The organism is Gilliamella sp. W8145, assembly GCF_016101145.1.
Lineage (GTDB): Bacteria > Pseudomonadota > Gammaproteobacteria > Enterobacterales > Orbaceae > Gilliamella > Gilliamella apis_A.
On the sequence record NZ_JACFRC010000001.1, the window covers coordinates 1484127 to 1503739 of the forward strand.

Genomic DNA, 19613 nt, shown 5'->3' on the forward strand with positions numbered 1-19613 from the left:
TCATAAACCTCATCATATAAATGATCTACAACAAACCATAACCGTTTAAAACTGTAACTATATAATTTTCATATATATGAAGAGTTATTCTCTATTCTAGGTTAATCGAAAATATTTGACAAAAAAAATACTCAATTACATTTCTTATTCAGAGATAAAAGTCAGTATTTGTGATCCATCTCACAATATTTACACTAGTATAACTTTCATTTTGCAATCATAATTAACAAAAAATAATTCCAATTTGAAAGAAACTAAAGATTATGAGGTTCACTATAGTTAAGGAGCAGTAAAATGAGTATTATCTCAAGTCATAATATGTTAAAAAAAGCCCAAAAAGAGCAGTATGCTATTCCCGCCTTCAATATCCATAATTTAGAAACAATGCAAGTAATTGTTGAAACAGTGGCTGAATGTCAATCTCCGGTCATTTTAGCTGGTACGCCAGGAACATATAGTTATGCAGGAACTGAAAATATCATTGCTATTGCTAATGAATTATCAAGAAAACATAATGTTCCATTAGCTGTACACTTAGATCACCATGAAGAATTCAATGATATAACTAACAAAATAAATGCCGGTGTTAGATCGGTAATGATTGATGGTTCACACTTTCCTTTCGATGAAAATATTGCCCTTGTAAAACGGGTTGTTGATTATGCTCACCGATATGATGTAAGTGTTGAAGCTGAACTCGGTCGCCTTGGTGGTGTCGAAGATGATCTTGTTGTCGATGCTAAAGATGCATTATATACAAATCCACAACAAGCTATAGAATTTGTTAAGAAAACAAACATAGACTCGTTAGCTATTGCGATAGGTACAGCACATGGAATGTATAAATCAGAACCAAAACTTGATTTTGAACGTTTATCAGAAATTCGTTCAGTAGTAGATATTCCATTAGTTTTACATGGCGCTTCAGGCGTTCCTGATAAAGATGTTCGTGAATGTATAAAACGTGGTATTTGTAAAGTTAATGTTGCAACAGAATTAAAAATTGCTTTTTCTGATGCCCTAAAACAATACTTTATTGAAAATCCAGATGCTAATGATCCTCGGCACTATATGAAACCTGCTAAAGCGGCAATGAAAGAAATTGTTAAAAAGATCATTACAACTTGTGGATGTGCAGGTAAATTATAGAGGGTTAAATGATATATGCTTTAACGCTGAATACTGCAATTGATATGAATATTTATTGCAACGACCTAAAACCTAATTCAGTAAACCGAACATCATATACTGAATATAGTCCTAAATGGTAAAGCAATCAATGTTTCAATTGTATTGCATAAATTTAATAAAACGAGTCGTGCATTAGGTTTTTTTGGGGAATTTTCGGGGAAGTATATTCTCGATGAATTAGCCAAGATGCAAATACAAACTATCCCTTGCTTAATTGATGATATTACTCAAATTAATGTTTTCATTAGCAATGGGAAAGATGAATACAAATTGGTAGGAAAAGGACCTTTCGTTCCCGACCACAAAAAAACCGAAATGCTAACTATTATTGAGTCTCTCAATAATGATAGCTATTTAGTTATTAGTAAAAGTTTACCGCAAAATATCAAACCAGAATATTTTCAATCCATTTTAAAAATTTTCCAAAGTAAAAATATCGAAATAATTCTAGATATTAGTCATCCTATATTACAAGATTTATTAACATATAAACCTCTACTTATCAAACCTAATAATGATGAATTGACAGAGATTTTTGGTTTAACCATTGAAACAACTAAACGAATTATTATAACCTTAGAATATATAAATTCGAAAGGCGCACAAAATATATTATTAACGATGGGCTCAAAAGGACTTTATTTTTCAAATGCAAGAATATTTGGTTCTGTAATTCAGTATCCATAAAACAATTAAGTTCAGCTTGTACAGGAGATGCATCACTGGCCGCATTTCTTAGCAAATGGCTTCCTGCTCAAAGCAACTATGAACTAGCTATGAAAAAAAGCATCAGCAACTGGTACCAATGTTGCCGAATCAGATGGTTTAGGGCTACTAGCTAAAATTAGTCTCTATATCAATCAACTTGAAGTAATGCAGATAAAATAATAGGTTGCAAAATTAAAACCATGGTAATTAGTTAATCCATTTTTATAGTTCAGTGATTAGTTCCATGTTTTTATTAGATAATTTAATCAATATAGCAATATACAAAATAAGGTAAATAATATTTGAAGAAAATTAATTATTAATAAAAAGAATATGCAAATCTTTTTGCCACATACTATTAAACTCGATATCAATGATACCTGTTAACAAAATGGTGCTTAGATTTAAAGAAATTAAAATCCCTTTAAGTAGCAAAAATCTCTAGACGATTATTGATAATACTTTCATCCTTAACTAATTCAAATGAAACTAAATCACCTTGCCAATTGATGCCTAAAACTAACAACATTCCTTGAAAGTCATAGTAATAATTCATTTCATCTTCATAAATAGAATATTTAAATATGTAATTATGATTAAATTGTTCTGTTAATTCAAATGGGTGACCAATTTTAAACTCAAAGTCAAGGTAACTTAAAATTTGATTGGCTTTATCAACTAAAAAAGGATTCCCTACAACATCATCAATCGATAATACCGCGATATTGTCTGAAAGATAAAAAAATACAATTTGATAACCACAGACCTTGGCAATACCTTCTATTTCGGCATAAGAAAAATCATCAATTACCTGGTATTCATTTGTGTTAAGAAATTGCTCAATATCAAGAGTTGTAAACCGTTGCTTTTCATACATATTGCCAATATCACGATTCATTTTTTAATCCTTATTTTCAGCGAAAATAGGTTATTATTTTCTTTTTAATACCACTCGTAAATCATCACCGACAACGTCAACAGACTCAAATTGGAATTGAGGCGCGAATGAAAGTTTTTGTAGGTTAGGCAATACGCACATATCTTGGGCATTATGACCTAGCAATTTAGGAGCATAATATATGATTAATTCATCAACCAGATCTTGTTCGATTAGCGCACCGGCTAAATGAGATCCAGCTTCAACCCATACAGAATTCATTTGTTGCTTAGCTAATATGGATAACAACTCTGATAAATCAACTTGATGATTAGTTGATGATTCAATGATAAGTTTGCTATTTGAAGATAATATTGGCAGATTTTGCTTACGAACAATCCAATTTTCACCAGAATTGTTGAAAATATTTTCATTACCAATCATTTGATTTTGACTATCGATTATCACTCGTACGGGTTGACGAACTTCATCGAAAGGATAAATTTCTTTAATTGAATCAGGCAATTCATTAAATCTAACAGTTAAACTGGCATTATCAGCTTGAACTGTTTTCCTGGTGCTCAATATACAACTAGCTTGAGCTCTATATTGTTGTACATCTTGTCTTGCTAATGCTGATGTGATCCATTTGCTTTCACCGGAGGCCATAGCAATTTTACCATCCAATGAAGCGGCCATTTTAAGTTGGACGTATGGCAGGCCGGTCCGCATGCGTTTTAAAAAACCTTTATTAATTGCCTCAGCTTGCTCAGTTAAAATGCCAACTTGAACTTCAATTCCAGCATCTTTTAATCGTTTAATGCCATTACCAGCAACGTTAGGATTAGGATCTTGCATAGCAATAATTACCCGCGTTATGCCAGCTTGAATAAGAGCATCAGCACAAGGTGGAGTTCGACCAAAATGACTGCAAGGTTCTAATGTTACATAAGCCGTTGCCCCTTTTGATTGGTCACCAGCCATTCTTAATGCATAAACTTCGGCATGGGGTTGGCCAGCTTTTTGATGATAACCTTTGCCAATGATCTGATCATTTTTAACAATAACACAACCAACATTAGGATTAGGGGTAGTGGTAAAGCGACCGAGTTCAGCAAGCTCAATAGCTTGCTGCATATAATATAGATCTTTATCCATAGCTATCTTTTAAATTAAGATTATTTTTGTTGCAACTTCGCTATTTCATTACTGAATTGTTCAATATCATCAAAACTGAAATAAACAGAAGCGAAGCGAATATAAGCAACTTTATCAAGATTTTTGAGCTCTTCAATTACAAAATCACCAATTAATTTTGCTTGCACTTCACGTTCGCCTGTAGCTCTAAGTTTTGATTTAATACGTGTAATAGCATCTTCAATTGCATCAAAACTAACCGGACGTTTTTCAAGAGCTCGTTTTATACCATTACGAAGTTTTTCTTCATTAAAAGGTTCTCGAACCTTATTACTTTTAATAACATTAGGCATAATTAATTCAGCCACTTCAAAGGTTGTGAAACGCTCATTGCATTCCACACATTGTCGACGACGACGAACTTGAAAACCTTCACCAACTAATCGAGAATCAATAACCTTTGTATCATCAGCATTACAAAACGGACAGTGCATAAATATATCCTGAAAACGTTTAACTTACATTACAATAGCCGAAATTATTATTTTAAACAAGATTTAAGCTAAGTAATATAAATTCTGCATACTATTTCTAATGGAAGTAAACTCAAATGAATGTTAAATTTCCGCCACCTATTCGGTGACGGAAAATTGATTTACCATGTTAATGAGATTAAAAAATCGCGTAATTTTGCAAAATCATCAGGCATATAATGAGAAAGCAATGGCATCTCAGCCCTTTCAGCTAATGCTGGTGGTAATGGAATAGACCTACCAAGAATATCTTCTACCACTTCTTTAAACTTGGCTGGATGTGCAGTTCCTAAAAATAAACCATACTCCCCTTCTTGCAATTGATCGCGTAAAGCTCGATAAGCAATAGCACCATGAGGCTCAGATAAATAACCTTTTTTATCCAATTCTTGAACAGTTTGTACAGAAACCTCATCAGAAACAGCTGCATGACCTAATGATTTTAATACCCAACCTTCTCGTTGATAAATTTCTTCAATTCTTGGCCAGTTATTAGGTTGACTTACATCCATAGCGTTAGATAGTGTAGCTACAGTTTTATGTGGCTCCCATTTACCGGTTTCTAAATAACGAGGAACAGTATCGTTGGCATTAGTTGCTGCAATAAAACGTTTAATTGGCAACCCCATAGTTTTAGCCAGCAATCCGGCAGTTAAATCACCAAAGTTACCACTTGGCACAGAAATAACTAATTGTTTTCGTTGTTCCGCTGTCAATTGAGCATAAGCTTCAAAATAATAGCAAATTTGAGCTAAAAGCCGACTTATATTAATGGAGTTTGCTGAGTTTAAACCAATAATATTTTTTAACTCTTCATCATCAAACGCCTTTTTAACTAATGCTTGGCAAGCATCAAAATCACTTTGAATAGCAATGGTGTGGATATTATCACCTAAAGTACAAAATAGTTTTTCTTGTAAAGGGCTAATTTTACCTTCTGGATATAGAATCACTACGCGAATATTAGGTAAGTGAAAAAAAGCATGCGCAACAGCTGCACCTGTGTCTCCAGAGGTTGCCGTTAAGATTGTGATTTTTTTATCCGCAGCGACTTGAACTAATGCTTGTGCCATAAAGCGGCCACCAAAATCTTTAAATGCTAATGTTGGACCATGATAGAGTTCAAGTGAACCAATATCATCTTCTACTGATTTGACTGGAGCTGGAAATTGGAAGGCATTTTGTACTAATCGATGCATATCGTTATCACTAATTTCATTACCAATAAAAGCCGATAATATTTTGGCACTTCTAGTAACAAAATCCATGTTTAGCAATGACTCTATTTCTGCATCTGAAAATTTTGGTAATTGCTCTGGGAAAAATAATCCTTGCCCTTTACCTAATCCTTGTTGTACGGCCTGAGCAAAACTAACTTGTTCAGAATGATCTTTTAAGTTATACAGTTTCATAATTTGTTCCAACTATTTTATACTTTAATTGTTTTCTTTTTGATTTAATCTTATTGTCCAATTTAATAACAATTAACTTAAATCACTCTTGCACCTTGTGGATCTATTTTACAAATATGGGTAAAACCATCTTCATTTTGTAGATAAGAGCTTTTTAATAATGACTCTATCTGCTGTGCCGTTTCAAGATTATCCGCCACAACAAACATCGTCGGTCCAGATCCTGATATCCCTGAAGCTAATGCGCCAAGTTGTTTTACTTTCTTTTGTGTTTCGTCAAAATTAGGTAGCAATTGTTTACGATAAGGTTCAGCAATATTATCAATTAACATTGCCGCAGCAAGTTTAGGTTGTTTAGTATAGCAAGCATGTAAAAAACCACCGACATAGCGACCATGAGCAACACAATCAGCTTTTTGGTATTGAGCAGGCAGAATAGCTCTGGCTTCTGCTGTAGAAACTTTAATACCAGGATAGGCCATTACCCAATACCAATTTTCAAAGTGAGGAATCGACTCACTGATAACACCCATTTCATCTAAAATAAGTTGCATACCACCTAAATAACAAGGTGCCACATTATCATAATGCACACTACCAGATATACGCCCTTCTAGCTCTCCCATCATCGAAAGCATCTCAAACTCATTAAATGGTTCATTGAAAAACTTATTTAATGCAACAAAAGCACCAACTACTGAGCAAGCGCTTGAGCCTAAACCAGAACCAATTGGCATATTTTTTTCAAGAGTTATACTCACAGGTAATGTTTTATTCATAGCCTTACAGAAACGCTGCCAACATTGATAAACAATATTGAACTTGGGATCTTTTGGCAGTTTTTTGACAAACTGCCCTTTGCAAGTAAGGTTAAACTCAGTTGCAGACTCAATAGTAATACAGTCACCTAACATTGCACCACTAATTGGATTGATTGCCGCCCCCAAAATATCAAAACCAACACTAATGTTTGCCATTGATGCAGGAGCATAAACAGTTAATGATTTATGACTCATTTAGCCTCCAATTTTTCCCGATGTGGTTCGTAAAATATCAGCAAAAACACCTGCTGCAGTTACATCATTACCAGCGCCATAACCACGTAATACTAATGGAATTGGTTGATAATACCTAGTATAAAATGCTAACGCATTTTCACCATTTTTAACTTTATAAAGTGGATCATCTGCATCAACAGCTTCTATTTTGACGCTACATTTACCATCATCAATACTACCTACATACCGTAATACTTTCCCATCTTTGGCTGCTTTTTCTGATTTTTCTTTAAATTCAGCATCTAGTTGTGGCAGTTTTGACATAAACTCATCAATATTACCTTGAGAATATTCCGCAGGAAGAACAGATTCAACTTTAATTTGATCTAATTCCAGTTGTAATCCTGCTTCTCTAGCTAAAATCAATAATTTTCTGGCTACATCGGTCCCAGATAAGTCATCACGAGGATCTGGTTCGGTAAAGCCTTTTTCTTTCGCCAATTTAGTCGCTTCTGATAATGACATACCTTCATCTAATTTACCAAAAATAAAAGATAACGATCCAGATAATATGCCGGAAAACTTGATCAGTTCATCACCTGCATTAAGCAGATTTTGTAAATTTTCTATTACAGGTAAACCAGCACCAACATTGGTATCATATTGAAACTTACGCTTACTATTGGCCGCTTCTTGCCGTAAGCGAAGGTAATAAGCCATTGAACTTGTATTAGCTTTCTTATTTGGTGTAACCACATGGAAGCCATTAGCAAGGAAATCAACATATTTATCTGATACGTCACTACTTGAAGTGCAGTCAACTAAGATTGGATTAAGTAATCGATTGTTTTTAGCAAATTCAATAATACTATTTAAAGTATAATCTGTATCACTTTGTTTTATTTGATCACGCCAATTAGCTAAATCAATACCATCACGATTCAGTACAGAATGTTTGGAATTGAATAAACCACAAACCCGTAAATCTATCTGTTTATTTTTGAGCCATTTTTGTTGGCGACCAATTTGATCAACCAATGCACCACCAACACCACCAACACCAATAATAAACACATCTAGCATTTTATCTGTACCAAAAAGCATTTGGTGCGTTACACGTACCCCCATTACAGCAACATCATTATCAACCACAACCGAAATTGAACGCTCTGATGAACCTTGTGCAATTGCCACGATGTTAATATTGGCTCGAGCTAATGCAGTAAAGAAGTTAGCAGATAAACCACGTAACGTACGCATACCATCACCAACAACAGAAATAATTGCCAATTTGTCAATCACTTCGATAGGTTCAAGTAAGCCATCTTTTAATTCTAAATAAAATTCATCACTTAATGCCTCTTCAGCACGATATAGTTCAGTTTGAGGAACACAAAAACTAATACTATATTCAGATGATGATTGGGTAATTAGTACCACCGAAATCCCAGCATAAGTCATAGCAGAAAATACTCGAGCAGACATACCAACCATACCTTTTAATCCTGGTCCTGATACATTAATCATCGCCATATTATTTAAATTGGTTATACCTTTTACTGGAGTTGAACTATCCACAACATTTGCACCAATTAAAGTCCCTGGAGCATCTGGATTATTGGTATTTTTAATTAAGCATGGAATTTGAAATTGGGCAATTGGCAAAATTGTTCTTGGATGAAGTACTTTAGCACCAAAGTAAGATAACTCCATTGCTTCTTGATAAGACATGGTTTTTAGTAATTTGGCATCAGGTACAATTCTAGGATCACAAGTATAAACTCCATCAACATCGGTCCAAATTTCACAGCTATTTGCACGTAAACATGCTGCTAAAACTGATGCCGAATAATCAGAACCATTACGACCAAGAACAACTAATTCACCTTTTTCATTTCCAGCAGTAAAACCTGGCATCAAAATAATATTTTCTGGTGGAATACGCATCTCGCTGATGCGATGAGATGATTCAACAATATCAACCGTTGATTCTAAATAATCACCTTCGGCAATTAACATTGCTACCGGATTAATTACGGTCACTGCATGACCTTTTGCTTTTAGCACCTCTTGCATGATTGCAATTGAAAGTTTTTCACCTCGGCAAATGATAGTAGCATTAATACTATCAGGACATTGACCTAATAATCGAATACCTTCTAACAATTGTTTGACATTATTTAACTCATTGAGTGCAAATTTTTTCATCTCTTCATAGGCAAAATTAGGCAGTACTTGTGATATTCCTGCTAAGAGATCCGCAAAGATTTTTTCTGCATCATAAATATTTGTTTGTATATCTTGCCGTGCTACAGTTTTTTCAACCATTGCGACTAAATGATTGGTAATTTTAGCTGGTGCAGATAAAACTGTTGCTGTTTGTTCTTGTTTAGCATTATTCTCAACAATCTCTGCTACACGCAAAAAGCGTTCTGCGTTGGCAACAGATGTTCCTCCAAATTTTAAAACTTTCATATCACACCTTACTTATTTTTCTAATTTATGCCAATGACAATTCAAAATGCAATTTTTTTAAATTACCTATAAAATCAATATTTTGAATTCTTTTTTTCTGTTATTAATGTTTTTGAATATTTTTTATTTTATAAAACAAAAAACCCGCCTTTTGGGGCGGGTTTTTCGATATTTTTTAAGGAAAAATCAACCCGCCCTATAATTAATAATAGTGCCGGTGGTGCCAATAATACCTGAAATCATCATCATCACAGTTTTCATTATTTTTCCTAAAAAATCCCTAAACAAAACAGCCCGACATTTTCATGTCAGGCTGTAAAAATTAAAAAACTTTTTTGCTGTTTTCGTATTCATTCACTACCTTATTTAAAGCTTGGTAGATACTTTCTGCATCCTGTTTTTTTAATGCTTCATCAAGTATATTGAGATACGATAACATTAGTTTTTGATTATCTTCAGCAAATTGTGGCGAAACTTCCTGATCTTCATATAACATGACATAAGTACGCGCAAATCCAAAGATCAAAAAATAAACTGATGCATTTTTTGGATCATCTTGGATTAAAGTCCTCATAGCCTTACGTAATTTTACATACGAATCGGTACCAGGTAAGCTTGTCGCAAATGTTTTTGTTACGTCTGAAAATGTCATTGCTAAAACCTCAATCAAAATCACAAGCGAAAAGAATAGCAATCCATTAACATAAGTGCAAGTCTATTTTGATTTTCAATTCTATTTTTTTATTATTTTTTGTTTAACGCATTGATATATATCAATGTAAGTTTTGTTAAATGTTAAACTTGCTTACAAACAGATAATCCTGCCGAAGCTTGGGCAACTGGCATAATTTCAATTGAATTCACATTAAAATGATTAGGTGTATTTACTAACCATGACACCGTATTAGCAATATCCTCAGGAGTAACATAATCAACATTTTTATAAACTGTCGCAGCTTGTTCATCATTACCATGGAATCGTATATTTGAAAATTCTGTTCCACCACATAATCCTGGTTCAATATTTGTTACTCTGATTCTTTTACCCAGTAAATCTGTCCGTAAATTAGCACTAAATTGCTTAACAAATGCCTTAGAGGCACCATAAACATTACCACCTTTATAAGCATAAGTACCCGCCACCGATCCAAGATTTATTATGTAACCATAATTACGTTCAACCATACTCGGTAAAATTTGATGTGTTAGGTGAATTAAACCAATAATATTTGTTTGAATCATGGTTTCCCAATCATTATAGTTCGCCTCATAAGCAGGTTCTAATCCCAATGCCAATCCAGCATTATTGATTAATATATCAATTGGTTGAAATTCTTTTGGTAGTTGCAACAAAATAGTTTCGACTGCATCTTTTTTGGTGACATCAAACGTTAAAGGTAAAAAATTATCCCCCAACTGATCAGCAAGTTTCTGTAATTTATCACTCCGTCTAGCTGCACCTATTACTTTATAACCGTCAGCAATAAGCTTTCGACAAATAGCTTGACCAAAACCAGAAGAAGCCCCAGTAACTAAAGCGATATTCATATTCAATCCCCTTTACTCATGATAATTGTCTGAATTTACCTTTATAATATTGAAATAAATGATAAATTATTCTGCATTAAATATAAAAAAACCCGCTACGTAGCGGGTTGACATCCAATATTTCATTTAGCCGGTTCTTCGGAAGGCTCTTCATCTTTCAAAGGAACAATCAACGTATCAATATGGGTATTATTAATCAATTGTCGAGCAGAAGACATTAATTTACTCCAGAAATCTTGATGATGACCACAAACAACCAGATCTGCGCCATATTCATGGATAGCTTCAATTAATACTTGGCCGAATTCACCATTGCCAGAAAGAGTATGTGCAATTGGATAACCGGCATCATCAGCAAGTTTATTCAATGCAATATGGGCATCTTCAGTGATACGATCTTTCATATCATTCATATTAATATCAACTAAACCAGTATAAAGGTCTGAATAGTTGATACCAACATGAATTAGTGATATTTGAGCATTATATGGTCTAGCCATAGAGACTGCTTTTTCAACAAGAACTTCACTTTCTGGTGATAAATCCACTGCGACTAAAATATGTTTATAAGCCATAATATTCACTCCTTCCTATTTTTGACGCTCTAATTAAATTAGAATTTATACTTCCTTTTTACTACTAAATTAATTTTTGAGCAAGCCAAAATAGTGACCCAGATAACAAAATTGAAATTGGCAAAGTAAGAATCCAAGTTAATGCAATATTTTTAATTGTTTTACTTTGTACCCCACCACCATCAACAATCATCGTACCAGCGACAGATGAGGAAAGGACTTGGGTTGTTGATACAGGCATACCAGTATAACTGGCTATACCGATTGATAACGCAGTCGTAATTTGTGCAGAGACACCTTGAGCATAAGTCATCCCCTTTTTACCGATTTTTTCACCAATGGTTACTGCAACCCGTCGCCAACCTATCATAGTACCTACAGCAAGCGCTGAAGCTACGCCGATAATAATCCAAACTGGCGCGTACTCTACAGTTTTTAATAAATCATTATTTAGCGATTTTAAGTATTGCTTATCTTCTGCAGGGACATTTGGTTGTTTAGCAACATGAGATACCGTATCGGATAAACATAATAAAATACGTCTAGCCTGAGAGCGTTGATCTACATTAAGAGAACCATAATCATTCATTTTATTAAACAAATTATTAGCAATCCCTAATGTAGTAAACGAACGAGAGTAATCACAATGATATTGATTCAAATCATTTACAGGAATAGAAGTATCTGCAACAGACTGTTTTCCTATTACAGTATTAAGTTCATCATTATGAGTAATAAAATATTCTTCAATATTATGAATGGCATTTCTAGTATTAGTAATTTCATAGGTTGATGCTCCCATATTTACAATAAAGCCAGCAGGCGCAATTCCCATCAATACTAGCATTAATAAACCAATACCTTTTTGTCCATCATTAGCGCCATGAGAAAAACTTACCCCAGCAGCAGAAATGATCAACATTATACGAATCCAAAATGGTGGTTTTTTCTTACCATAGAGTTTTTCGCGTTGTTCTGGCGTCATAAAAATACGCTCTCTTTTTTTACTACGTTTTTTACTTTGACCTTTACGAGTCCAATATTTTCGCAGTAAAAAAATCATTAATCCAGCTATCACAAGACCAACAACAGGCGAAATGATTAATGATAAAAAGATTTGGATCATTTTAGGAATATTAAGTGCATCAATAATAGAAGTATCCATAATAAATGCATTAGCCAATGCTACACCAATAATTGCACCAATTAAAGTATGTGAGCTTGATGCAGGTATACCTACATACCATGTACCTAAGTTCCATATAATAGCGGCAAATAAAATCGAAAATACCATTGCCAGACCATGTGCAGAACTTACATTCAATAATAAATCAGTTGGTAAAAGATGCACAATTGCATAAGCAACACTAAGTCCACCAAGCAATACCCCAAAAAAGTTAAACATGCCAGCCATAAAAACAGCAAGCTGTTCTTTTAATGCTCTAGTATATATTACTGTCGCAACTGCATTTGCGGTATCATGAAAGCCATTAATTGCCTCGTAAAAAAGAACAAAAAATAGTGCTAAAACTAGTAATATAATGGTTGAAAAGTCTAAATCAGCAAATAGATGAAACATAATATATCTTTCTGTTGTTAATAGCGGCTCTATTATCCTTGAGAATACCATAATGAGCAAAACAATTTTTACATTTTTCGTTTCGCATAATGGGAAGCCAATACAGCACAAATCATTAATTGAACTTGATGAAAAATCATTAACGGCAAAATAATTATTCCAGTTATAGACATAGGGAAAATTACACTAGCCATAGGAATACCACTTGCGAGGCTTTTTTTAGAACCACAAAATACAATTGTGATTTCATCTTCTTTGCTAAAGCCGAATAATCGCGAGCTGTAAGTAGTAATTAATAATACGATGGTTAACAAAATTATTGAATAAAAAATAATTTCTAAAAGAGATAACAAACTAACTTTTGCCCAAATACCATTAACTACCGCATCACTAAAAGCAACATAAACAACTAATAATATTGATATACGATCAGTTTTTGAAATAACACTTTTATATTTATCCACCCATTTGCCAATAAAACGTCTAGATAAATGACCAACCACAAAAGGTAACATTAGTTTAAGCATAATAGATTCTATAGCATCTAAAATATTCATCGAGTCAGCCGCTTGAGTATGCATTAATAGGCCGACTAATACAGGGGTAATAAATACACCTAATAATGTCGATGCCGATGCGCTACAAATTGCTGCAGCTACATTACCTTTTGCTATTGATGTAAAAGCAATTGCAGACTGGACCGTAGCGGGTAAAACACAAAGGTAAACAAAACCTAGATAAAGATCTTCAGATAAAAAAGTTGGTACAAGTAGTTGCATCATCATCCCTAGAATAGGGAACACCACGAAAGTAATAACAAATATCAATAAATGCAATCGCCAATTTTTTATACCAATAACTATTGCATCAAATGACAATTTTGCTCCATGCATAAAAAATAATAGACCAATAGCAAAAGTGGTGAGATCCTCAAAAACAACCTTAGCTTGTCCTTCACATGGAAAAATACTTGCCGTCATCACAACACAAATCAAAATCAGCAAGAATGAATCAATTTTAAAACGTTGAAGTATATTCATGATATTAGTTTGATTAGTAAAAAAAACGCCACAAAAGTGGCGATATATCTAAAGTTATGCTGTTATTCTAGGAAGCTTCGTAGTACATCAGATCGGCTTGGATGACGTAATTTACGTAATGCTTTAGCCTCAATCTGACGAATACGTTCACGCGTTACATCAAATTGTTTACCAACTTCTTCAAGAGTGTGGTCAGTATTCATATCAATACCGAATCGCATGCGTAATACTTTCGCTTCGCGCGGTGTTAAGCCTGATAAAATATCACGTGTTGCACTACGCAGACTTTCAGATGTAGCGGCATCTAATGGTTGCTCAAGAGCTGTATCCTCAATAAAATCACCTAAATGTGAATCTTCATCATCACCTACTGGTGTTTCCATTGAAATAGGCTCTTTAGCAATTTTCAATACTTTACGAATTTTTTCTTCAGGCATTTGCATGCGTTCAGATAGTTCTTCTGGCGTTGGTTCACGACCAATTTCTTGTAACATCTGACGTGAAATTCGATTTAGCTTATTGATTGTTTCAATCATATGCACTGGTATACGTATTGTTCTTGCTTGGTCAGCAATTGAACGTGTAATTGCTTGTCGAATCCACCAAGTCGCATATGTAGAGAATTTATATCCTCGGCGATATTCGAACTTGTCAACAGCCTTCATCAGGCCAATATTACCTTCTTGAATAAGATCTAAGAACTGTAAGCCTCGGTTGGTATATTTTTTCGCTATTGAAATTACCAAACGTAAGTTGGCTTCTACCATCTCTTTCTTAGCTCGTCGAGCTTTTGCCTCACCAATAGACATTCGTCTATTAATATCTTTAATTTGCTCAATAGAAAGATTAGTTTCTGTTTCTATTTGTTGTAAACAATTAATTTCAGCCTCAATTGGTGCTTCAAATTCCATTAAATTAGCAGCAAAAGCGCCTTTACCAGTAACGGCTTTTTTATACCAACTCATGTTATTTTCGTTGCCACTAAAATGCGTCATAAATTGTTTTTTCGGCATTTTGCACTGCTCAACACAGATCTTCATAATGACACGTTCATGTGCTCTTACGCGATCCATCATGCTTCTCATGTTATTAACAAGAATATCAAATTGTTTACCAACTAATCTGAATTGTTTAAAAACTTCAGATAAATTTTCAATTTCTTGTTGTGCTTTTTTATGGGCTCGGCCATATTTTTTTATTGCAGCTGAGGTTTTATCATGTTGTTCTTTAAGTTCAGAAAATTTCGCTCTTGCCACTTCCGGATCAATTGAAACATCATCATCAGCGGAAGAATCGCCATCTTCTTCACTTTCATCATCGCTATCATCAATATCGATTTCAGCTTCACTCTCTTCCAACTCTTCTGGAAGCTCTTCGGTTGATTCTTCAGCATTAGGATCAACAAAACCGGTAATAAGATCAGATAAGCGAACTTCACCACTTTCCACTAAATTGTATTGTTCTAAAAGATATGTAATCGCTTCTGGATATTCAGATACAGAGGTTTGAACTTGATTAATACCATCTTCAATACGTTTGGCAATATCAATTTCGCCTTCACGGGTTAGTAGTTCAACTGCACCCATTTCCCGCATATACATACGGACAGGATCTGTCGTTCTACCTATTTCTGATTCTACATTAGATAAAACTAATGCTGTAGCTGCTTCAACGGCCTCTTCATCCGGAACATTATCGGAAAGTAATAATTCATCTGAATCAGGGGCTTCTTCAAGTACTTGAATGCCCATATCATTGATCATTTGGATAATATCTTCAATCTGATCTGAATCAATGATTTCTTCCGGCAAGTGATCATTGACATCAGCATAGGTCAGGTATCCTAGCTCCTTTCCTCGGATGATCAGGAGTTTTAACTGTGATTGAGAATTTTGCTCCATAAAGGTATCCACATTTAGTTATTCGGTCATGTATATTATATATGTAGAATAGAAAATAATTTTCTACATATACCCTGTATATTTAGTCTTTTTTTGATAAAACAAGTATTAATGTCGCTAATTCTTTTTTCTCTGCGGTACTTAATCCGGAGACTCTCTCTTTTGCGATCAGTTCATCTTGCCTTTGGGCGAGTATATTATCATATAACTCTTTTAAAGTATGAGAAAAAATTGACTCTATTTCATCATCTTGGTAATGGTACTCCCATGTAGCTAAACGACTTAGCTGTTTATAAAATGGTCGACTGATACACTCTGTTAATATCTGTGCTGTAGTTATATTTGGGTATTGTTGGCATAATTCAAGTAGCTCAATAAATATATCTATGCCAGCTAAATTAACTTGTCGCATAACATTAATATCTGAAACCATTTTAGCCATATCAGGATATTGCAGTAATAAACCAATCAAAATTCGCATGGTAGTTAATTTCATCTGCGGTGCAGATACTGGTTCAATAGGTTTATTTTCACCTTTGTTTTGATCTGTGGCAATCAGTTGTTCTATTTGTGATATATCAAGTAAGCCTAAATAACGACCTAATTCCTGAAGCAAATTAAGTCTAAATGCTTTTGCTTTGACCTGCTCAAGCAAAGGTATGGCCAGTGAACTCAATTTAGCTTTACCTTCAGGGGTTTTTAGATCAACTTGTTTTAATAATTCATCAAACAAAAATTCGGAGAGATTAGGTGCATTTTTTACATAATCTTCAAAACCATCTTTACCGACTTTACGTACGTAACTGTCAGGATCTTCATCTTGTGGTAAAAAAGCGAAAGTAATTTGTTTACCATCAATCAAACAAGGTAGTAATACGTTCAGTGCTCGCCAAGCAGCACTTCGCCCTGCATTATCACCATCATAACAAAATATGACAGAATCAGTTGCTCTAAATAATAATTTAATATGTTCTTCAGAGGTTGATGTACCCAATGCAGCAACTGCATAATCAATACCGTATTGGGCCAGTGAAACGACATCCATATATCCTTCAACCACAATCAGCTGTTCAGGATTTCGATTAACCTCTTGCGCTTCATAAAGACCATACAATTGGAAACCTTTATGAAAAATAGGCGTTTCGGGTGAATTAATATATTTAGCTGAATCATTGATAATCGTTCTACCACCAAAAGCAATGACATTACCTTGTCTATCGCGAATTGGAAACATTATACGACCACGGAAACGGTCATATTGATTACCACTATCGTTAGTAACTAACATGCCAGCTTGATTATATAATTTCGTTTCAGCTTTAGTTTTTACTACATTTTGTGAAGTTAAACGCCATTCATTAGGAGCATAACCTATTTTATATCTAGTTATAATTTCTTGATTTAAACCACGTTGCTCAAGATACATATGAGCATCTTTTGAAGTTGATAAAGCTAGTTGTTGTTGGTAAAAATCGGTGATTTTTGCCATCAAGGAGTAGAGATCACGACGCAAATTACGTGATTCAATTTGCTTTGATTGATCAGCTTGATTACTATCACCTTCCGTGTAAGGAACACGAATGCCTTGCATACTAGCAATTTCTTCAATGGCTTCAGGAAAGGTTAATCGTTCATACTGCATTAAAAAATTTACAGCAGAGCCTGATGCGCCACATCCAAAGCAATAGTAAATTTGTTTTTTTTCATTTAATGAAAAAGAAGCCGTTTTTTCATCATGAAAAGGACAACAACCGAAATAATTATTTCCCTTTTTTTTCATTTTAACGCGCTTACCTATCACATCAAGAATACTTGTGCGGGCAAGCAAATCTAAAATAAAATCGCGAGGAATAAGACCTTTCATGATAAAATTCAACCAATTATGGCATTATGAAAAGACAACAAGCCGTAATAATAATACGGCTTGTTAAAATTGTTTATATCTAGAATATAAATGAATTGTTTTTTTAAAACAATTTAAATTTTCAGTATAAAATTAATATAGACGAGTGCGACGAGCGTTTTCTCTTTCTAATTTCTTAGCATGGCGTTTAACAGCAGCTGCTTTTGCGCGTTTACGAATAGTTGTTGGTTTTTCGTAAAATTCACGATTACGAACTTCAGCTAATACTCCTGCTTTTTCGCAAGAACGTTTAAAACGACGTAATGCTACATCGAAAGGTTCATTTTCACGTACTTTAATTACTGGCATGTGCCTCTCACCTCAAATTTGTTTAATATCACAAAGGACTAAAATTAGTGCGCAATTTTACTCCTAATTGATATGGGTTGTAAAGTAAAATATCGTATAATTACTATATGATAAATTAATTTGCTAATCTACTTTTTGAGTCAGATAATAAAATAGTTTAATTAAAGATATATAGGTGTTTTATGTCGTCTTTCTTTACTGGTCAATATCCACAAAAACGTTTACGTCGAAACCGTGCACAAGATTTTAGTCGTCGTCTGGTAGCTGAAAACCATTTGACGGTTAATGATCTTATTTATCCAGTATTTATCGTTGAGGGTAACAATATCAGCCAACCCGTGTCATCAATGCCGAATGTAAAACGGATGAGTATTGATATATTGGTGAAAGAAGCTGAACAAGTTGCTAAATTAGGTATACCGGTACTTTCATTGTTTCCTGCTATTGAGCCCTCCCTAAAATCACTATTAGCCGAAGAAGCTTATAATGAAAGAGGTTTAGTACCTAAAGCAATTCGAGCATTAAAAAAAGAAATACCAGAACTCGGAATTTTAACCGATGTGGCTCTCGATCCTTATACGACACACGGCCAAGATGGCATTATTGATGACAACGGTTATGTTCTCAATGATATATCTGTCGAAGCTTTAAAAAAACAAGCACTAATACAAGCAGATGCTGGAGCAGATATTATTGCACCAAGTGATATGATGGATGGCCGAATTGGCGCAATACGTAAAGAGCTAGAATCACATAATTTTGTTAATAGCCAAATTATGGCTTACTCGGCAAAATATGCATCTAGCTTTTATGGACCTTTCCGTGATGCAGTTGGTTCAGCCAATAATATCAAAGGTGGCAATAAAAAAACTTATCAACTTGATCCAGCAAATAGCAATGAAGCCTTACAAGAAATTTATCAAGATTTAAGTGAAGGCGCAGATATGGTCATGGTAAAACCTGGTATGCCCTATCTAGATATCGTTCGCCGAGTAAAAGAAACCTTTGCAGTACCTACATTTGCCTATCAAGTATCAGGAGAATATGCAATGTTGATGGCTGCAATCGAAAACGGTTGGTTAGATGAAAAGTCTACTATCATGGAATCTCTACTTTGTTTCAAACGAGCTGGTGCCGATGGCGTGTTAACTTATTTTGCTAAGCAAGTAGCTCAATGGCTTAATAACCAGTAATAGCTGCATTATATTTATCGTATCAATTTGCTAATTATAGTGAATTGATATGATTAACCACGGAAAAACAAGCACAACTTTTTAAAGCAAAATCGAATCTTTTTAGATAAAAAAATACCCCAAATTAGCTCAATCAAGCTTTTCCATAATTAATAACATCATTAATGTTTTTATTTTTTTAATAAATATTAAACTAAATCAATTACAAAATCTTAATTTATGGATAAAATATAT

At 34.1% G+C, this 19613-nt stretch carries 17 protein-coding genes; 3 read left to right on the forward strand and 14 right to left on the reverse strand.

Annotation, left to right across the window (positions count from 1 at the left end; translation table 11 throughout):
* Nucleotides 1–294: 294 nt before the first annotated feature.
* Both H3T80_RS06625 and H3T80_RS06630 read left to right on the forward strand, forming a co-directional pair.
* A complete protein-coding gene (locus H3T80_RS06625; protein ID WP_110447176.1) occupies nucleotides 295–1149 on the forward strand; it encodes a tagatose bisphosphate family class II aldolase in 855 nt (284 codons plus the stop codon).
* 144 nt (nucleotides 1150–1293) lie between these two features.
* Entirely contained in the window at nucleotides 1294–1878 is a 585-nt protein-coding gene (locus H3T80_RS06630; protein WP_198200875.1) for a PfkB family carbohydrate kinase, read from the forward strand.
* 445 nt (nucleotides 1879–2323) lie between these two features.
* Here H3T80_RS06630 and H3T80_RS06635 read toward each other — a convergent pair whose 3' ends face one another.
* From H3T80_RS06635 to rpsU, 14 genes are all read right to left on the reverse strand, one after another.
* The gene (locus H3T80_RS06635) at nucleotides 2324–2797 is read right to left on the reverse strand and encodes a hypothetical protein (protein ID WP_110447175.1); all 474 of its coding nucleotides are present in this window, start codon (nucleotides 2795–2797) and stop codon (nucleotides 2324–2326) included.
* Between the two features lie 33 nt (nucleotides 2798–2830).
* Nucleotides 2831–3934, reverse strand: a complete 1104-nt coding sequence (ribD, locus tag H3T80_RS06640; protein WP_110447174.1) for a bifunctional diaminohydroxyphosphoribosylaminopyrimidine deaminase/5-amino-6-(5-phosphoribosylamino)uracil reductase RibD — start codon at nucleotides 3932–3934, stop codon at nucleotides 2831–2833.
* Between the two features lie 20 nt (nucleotides 3935–3954).
* Nucleotides 3955–4407 carry a transcriptional regulator NrdR gene (nrdR, locus tag H3T80_RS06645; RefSeq protein ID WP_086363835.1) on the reverse strand — a complete coding sequence of 151 codons (453 nt, stop codon included), beginning with the start codon at nucleotides 4405–4407 and terminating at the stop codon, nucleotides 3955–3957.
* 161 nt (nucleotides 4408–4568) lie between these two features.
* Complete coding sequence (thrC, locus tag H3T80_RS06650) at nucleotides 4569–5858, reverse strand: threonine synthase (RefSeq protein WP_198200877.1); 1290 nt, start codon at nucleotides 5856–5858, stop codon at nucleotides 4569–4571.
* Nucleotides 5859–5935: 77 nt separating this feature from the next.
* Nucleotides 5936–6874 carry a homoserine kinase gene (gene thrB / locus H3T80_RS06655; RefSeq protein ID WP_086363837.1) on the reverse strand — a complete coding sequence of 313 codons (939 nt, stop codon included), beginning with the start codon at nucleotides 6872–6874 and terminating at the stop codon, nucleotides 5936–5938.
* Nucleotides 6875–9331, reverse strand: coding sequence for a bifunctional aspartate kinase/homoserine dehydrogenase I (gene thrA, locus H3T80_RS06660; RefSeq protein ID WP_198200879.1), 2457 nt, complete (start codon nucleotides 9329–9331; stop codon nucleotides 6875–6877). It abuts the gene before it with no gap.
* Nucleotides 9332–9653: 322 nt separating this feature from the next.
* Nucleotides 9654–9983 carry a hypothetical protein gene (locus tag H3T80_RS06665; protein WP_034901131.1) on the reverse strand — a complete coding sequence of 110 codons (330 nt, stop codon included), beginning with the start codon at nucleotides 9981–9983 and terminating at the stop codon, nucleotides 9654–9656.
* A gap of 143 nt (nucleotides 9984–10126) precedes the next feature.
* Complete coding sequence (locus tag H3T80_RS06670; protein WP_198200881.1) at nucleotides 10127–10879, reverse strand: SDR family oxidoreductase; 753 nt, start codon at nucleotides 10877–10879, stop codon at nucleotides 10127–10129.
* 122 nt (nucleotides 10880–11001) lie between these two features.
* A complete protein-coding gene (gene uspA, locus H3T80_RS06675; RefSeq protein ID WP_034901127.1) occupies nucleotides 11002–11454 on the reverse strand; it encodes a universal stress protein UspA in 453 nt (150 codons plus the stop codon).
* Nucleotides 11455–11518: 64 nt separating this feature from the next.
* Complete coding sequence (gene pitA / locus H3T80_RS06680) at nucleotides 11519–13033, reverse strand: inorganic phosphate transporter PitA (RefSeq protein WP_110447169.1); 1515 nt, start codon at nucleotides 13031–13033, stop codon at nucleotides 11519–11521.
* Nucleotides 13034–13101: 68 nt separating this feature from the next.
* Nucleotides 13102–14073 carry a bile acid:sodium symporter family protein gene (locus H3T80_RS06685; RefSeq protein WP_198200883.1) on the reverse strand — a complete coding sequence of 324 codons (972 nt, stop codon included), beginning with the start codon at nucleotides 14071–14073 and terminating at the stop codon, nucleotides 13102–13104.
* Between the two features lie 62 nt (nucleotides 14074–14135).
* Nucleotides 14136–15974: an RNA polymerase sigma factor RpoD gene (rpoD, locus tag H3T80_RS06690; protein ID WP_110447167.1), complete on the reverse strand. Its 1839-nt coding sequence runs from the start codon at nucleotides 15972–15974 to the stop codon at nucleotides 14136–14138.
* Nucleotides 15975–16056: 82 nt separating this feature from the next.
* Complete coding sequence (dnaG, locus tag H3T80_RS06695; protein ID WP_198200884.1) at nucleotides 16057–17838, reverse strand: DNA primase; 1782 nt, start codon at nucleotides 17836–17838, stop codon at nucleotides 16057–16059.
* Nucleotides 17839–17970: 132 nt separating this feature from the next.
* Nucleotides 17971–18186 (reverse strand): 30S ribosomal protein S21, encoded by a 216-nt coding sequence (gene rpsU / locus H3T80_RS06700; protein ID WP_034882800.1) that lies wholly within the window; start codon nucleotides 18184–18186, stop codon nucleotides 17971–17973.
* Between the two features lie 182 nt (nucleotides 18187–18368).
* Here rpsU and hemB point away from each other — a divergent pair, with 182 nt between their 5' ends.
* Complete coding sequence (gene hemB / locus H3T80_RS06705; protein ID WP_110447165.1) at nucleotides 18369–19379, forward strand: porphobilinogen synthase; 1011 nt, start codon at nucleotides 18369–18371, stop codon at nucleotides 19377–19379.
* Nucleotides 19380–19613 lie beyond the last annotated feature (234 nt).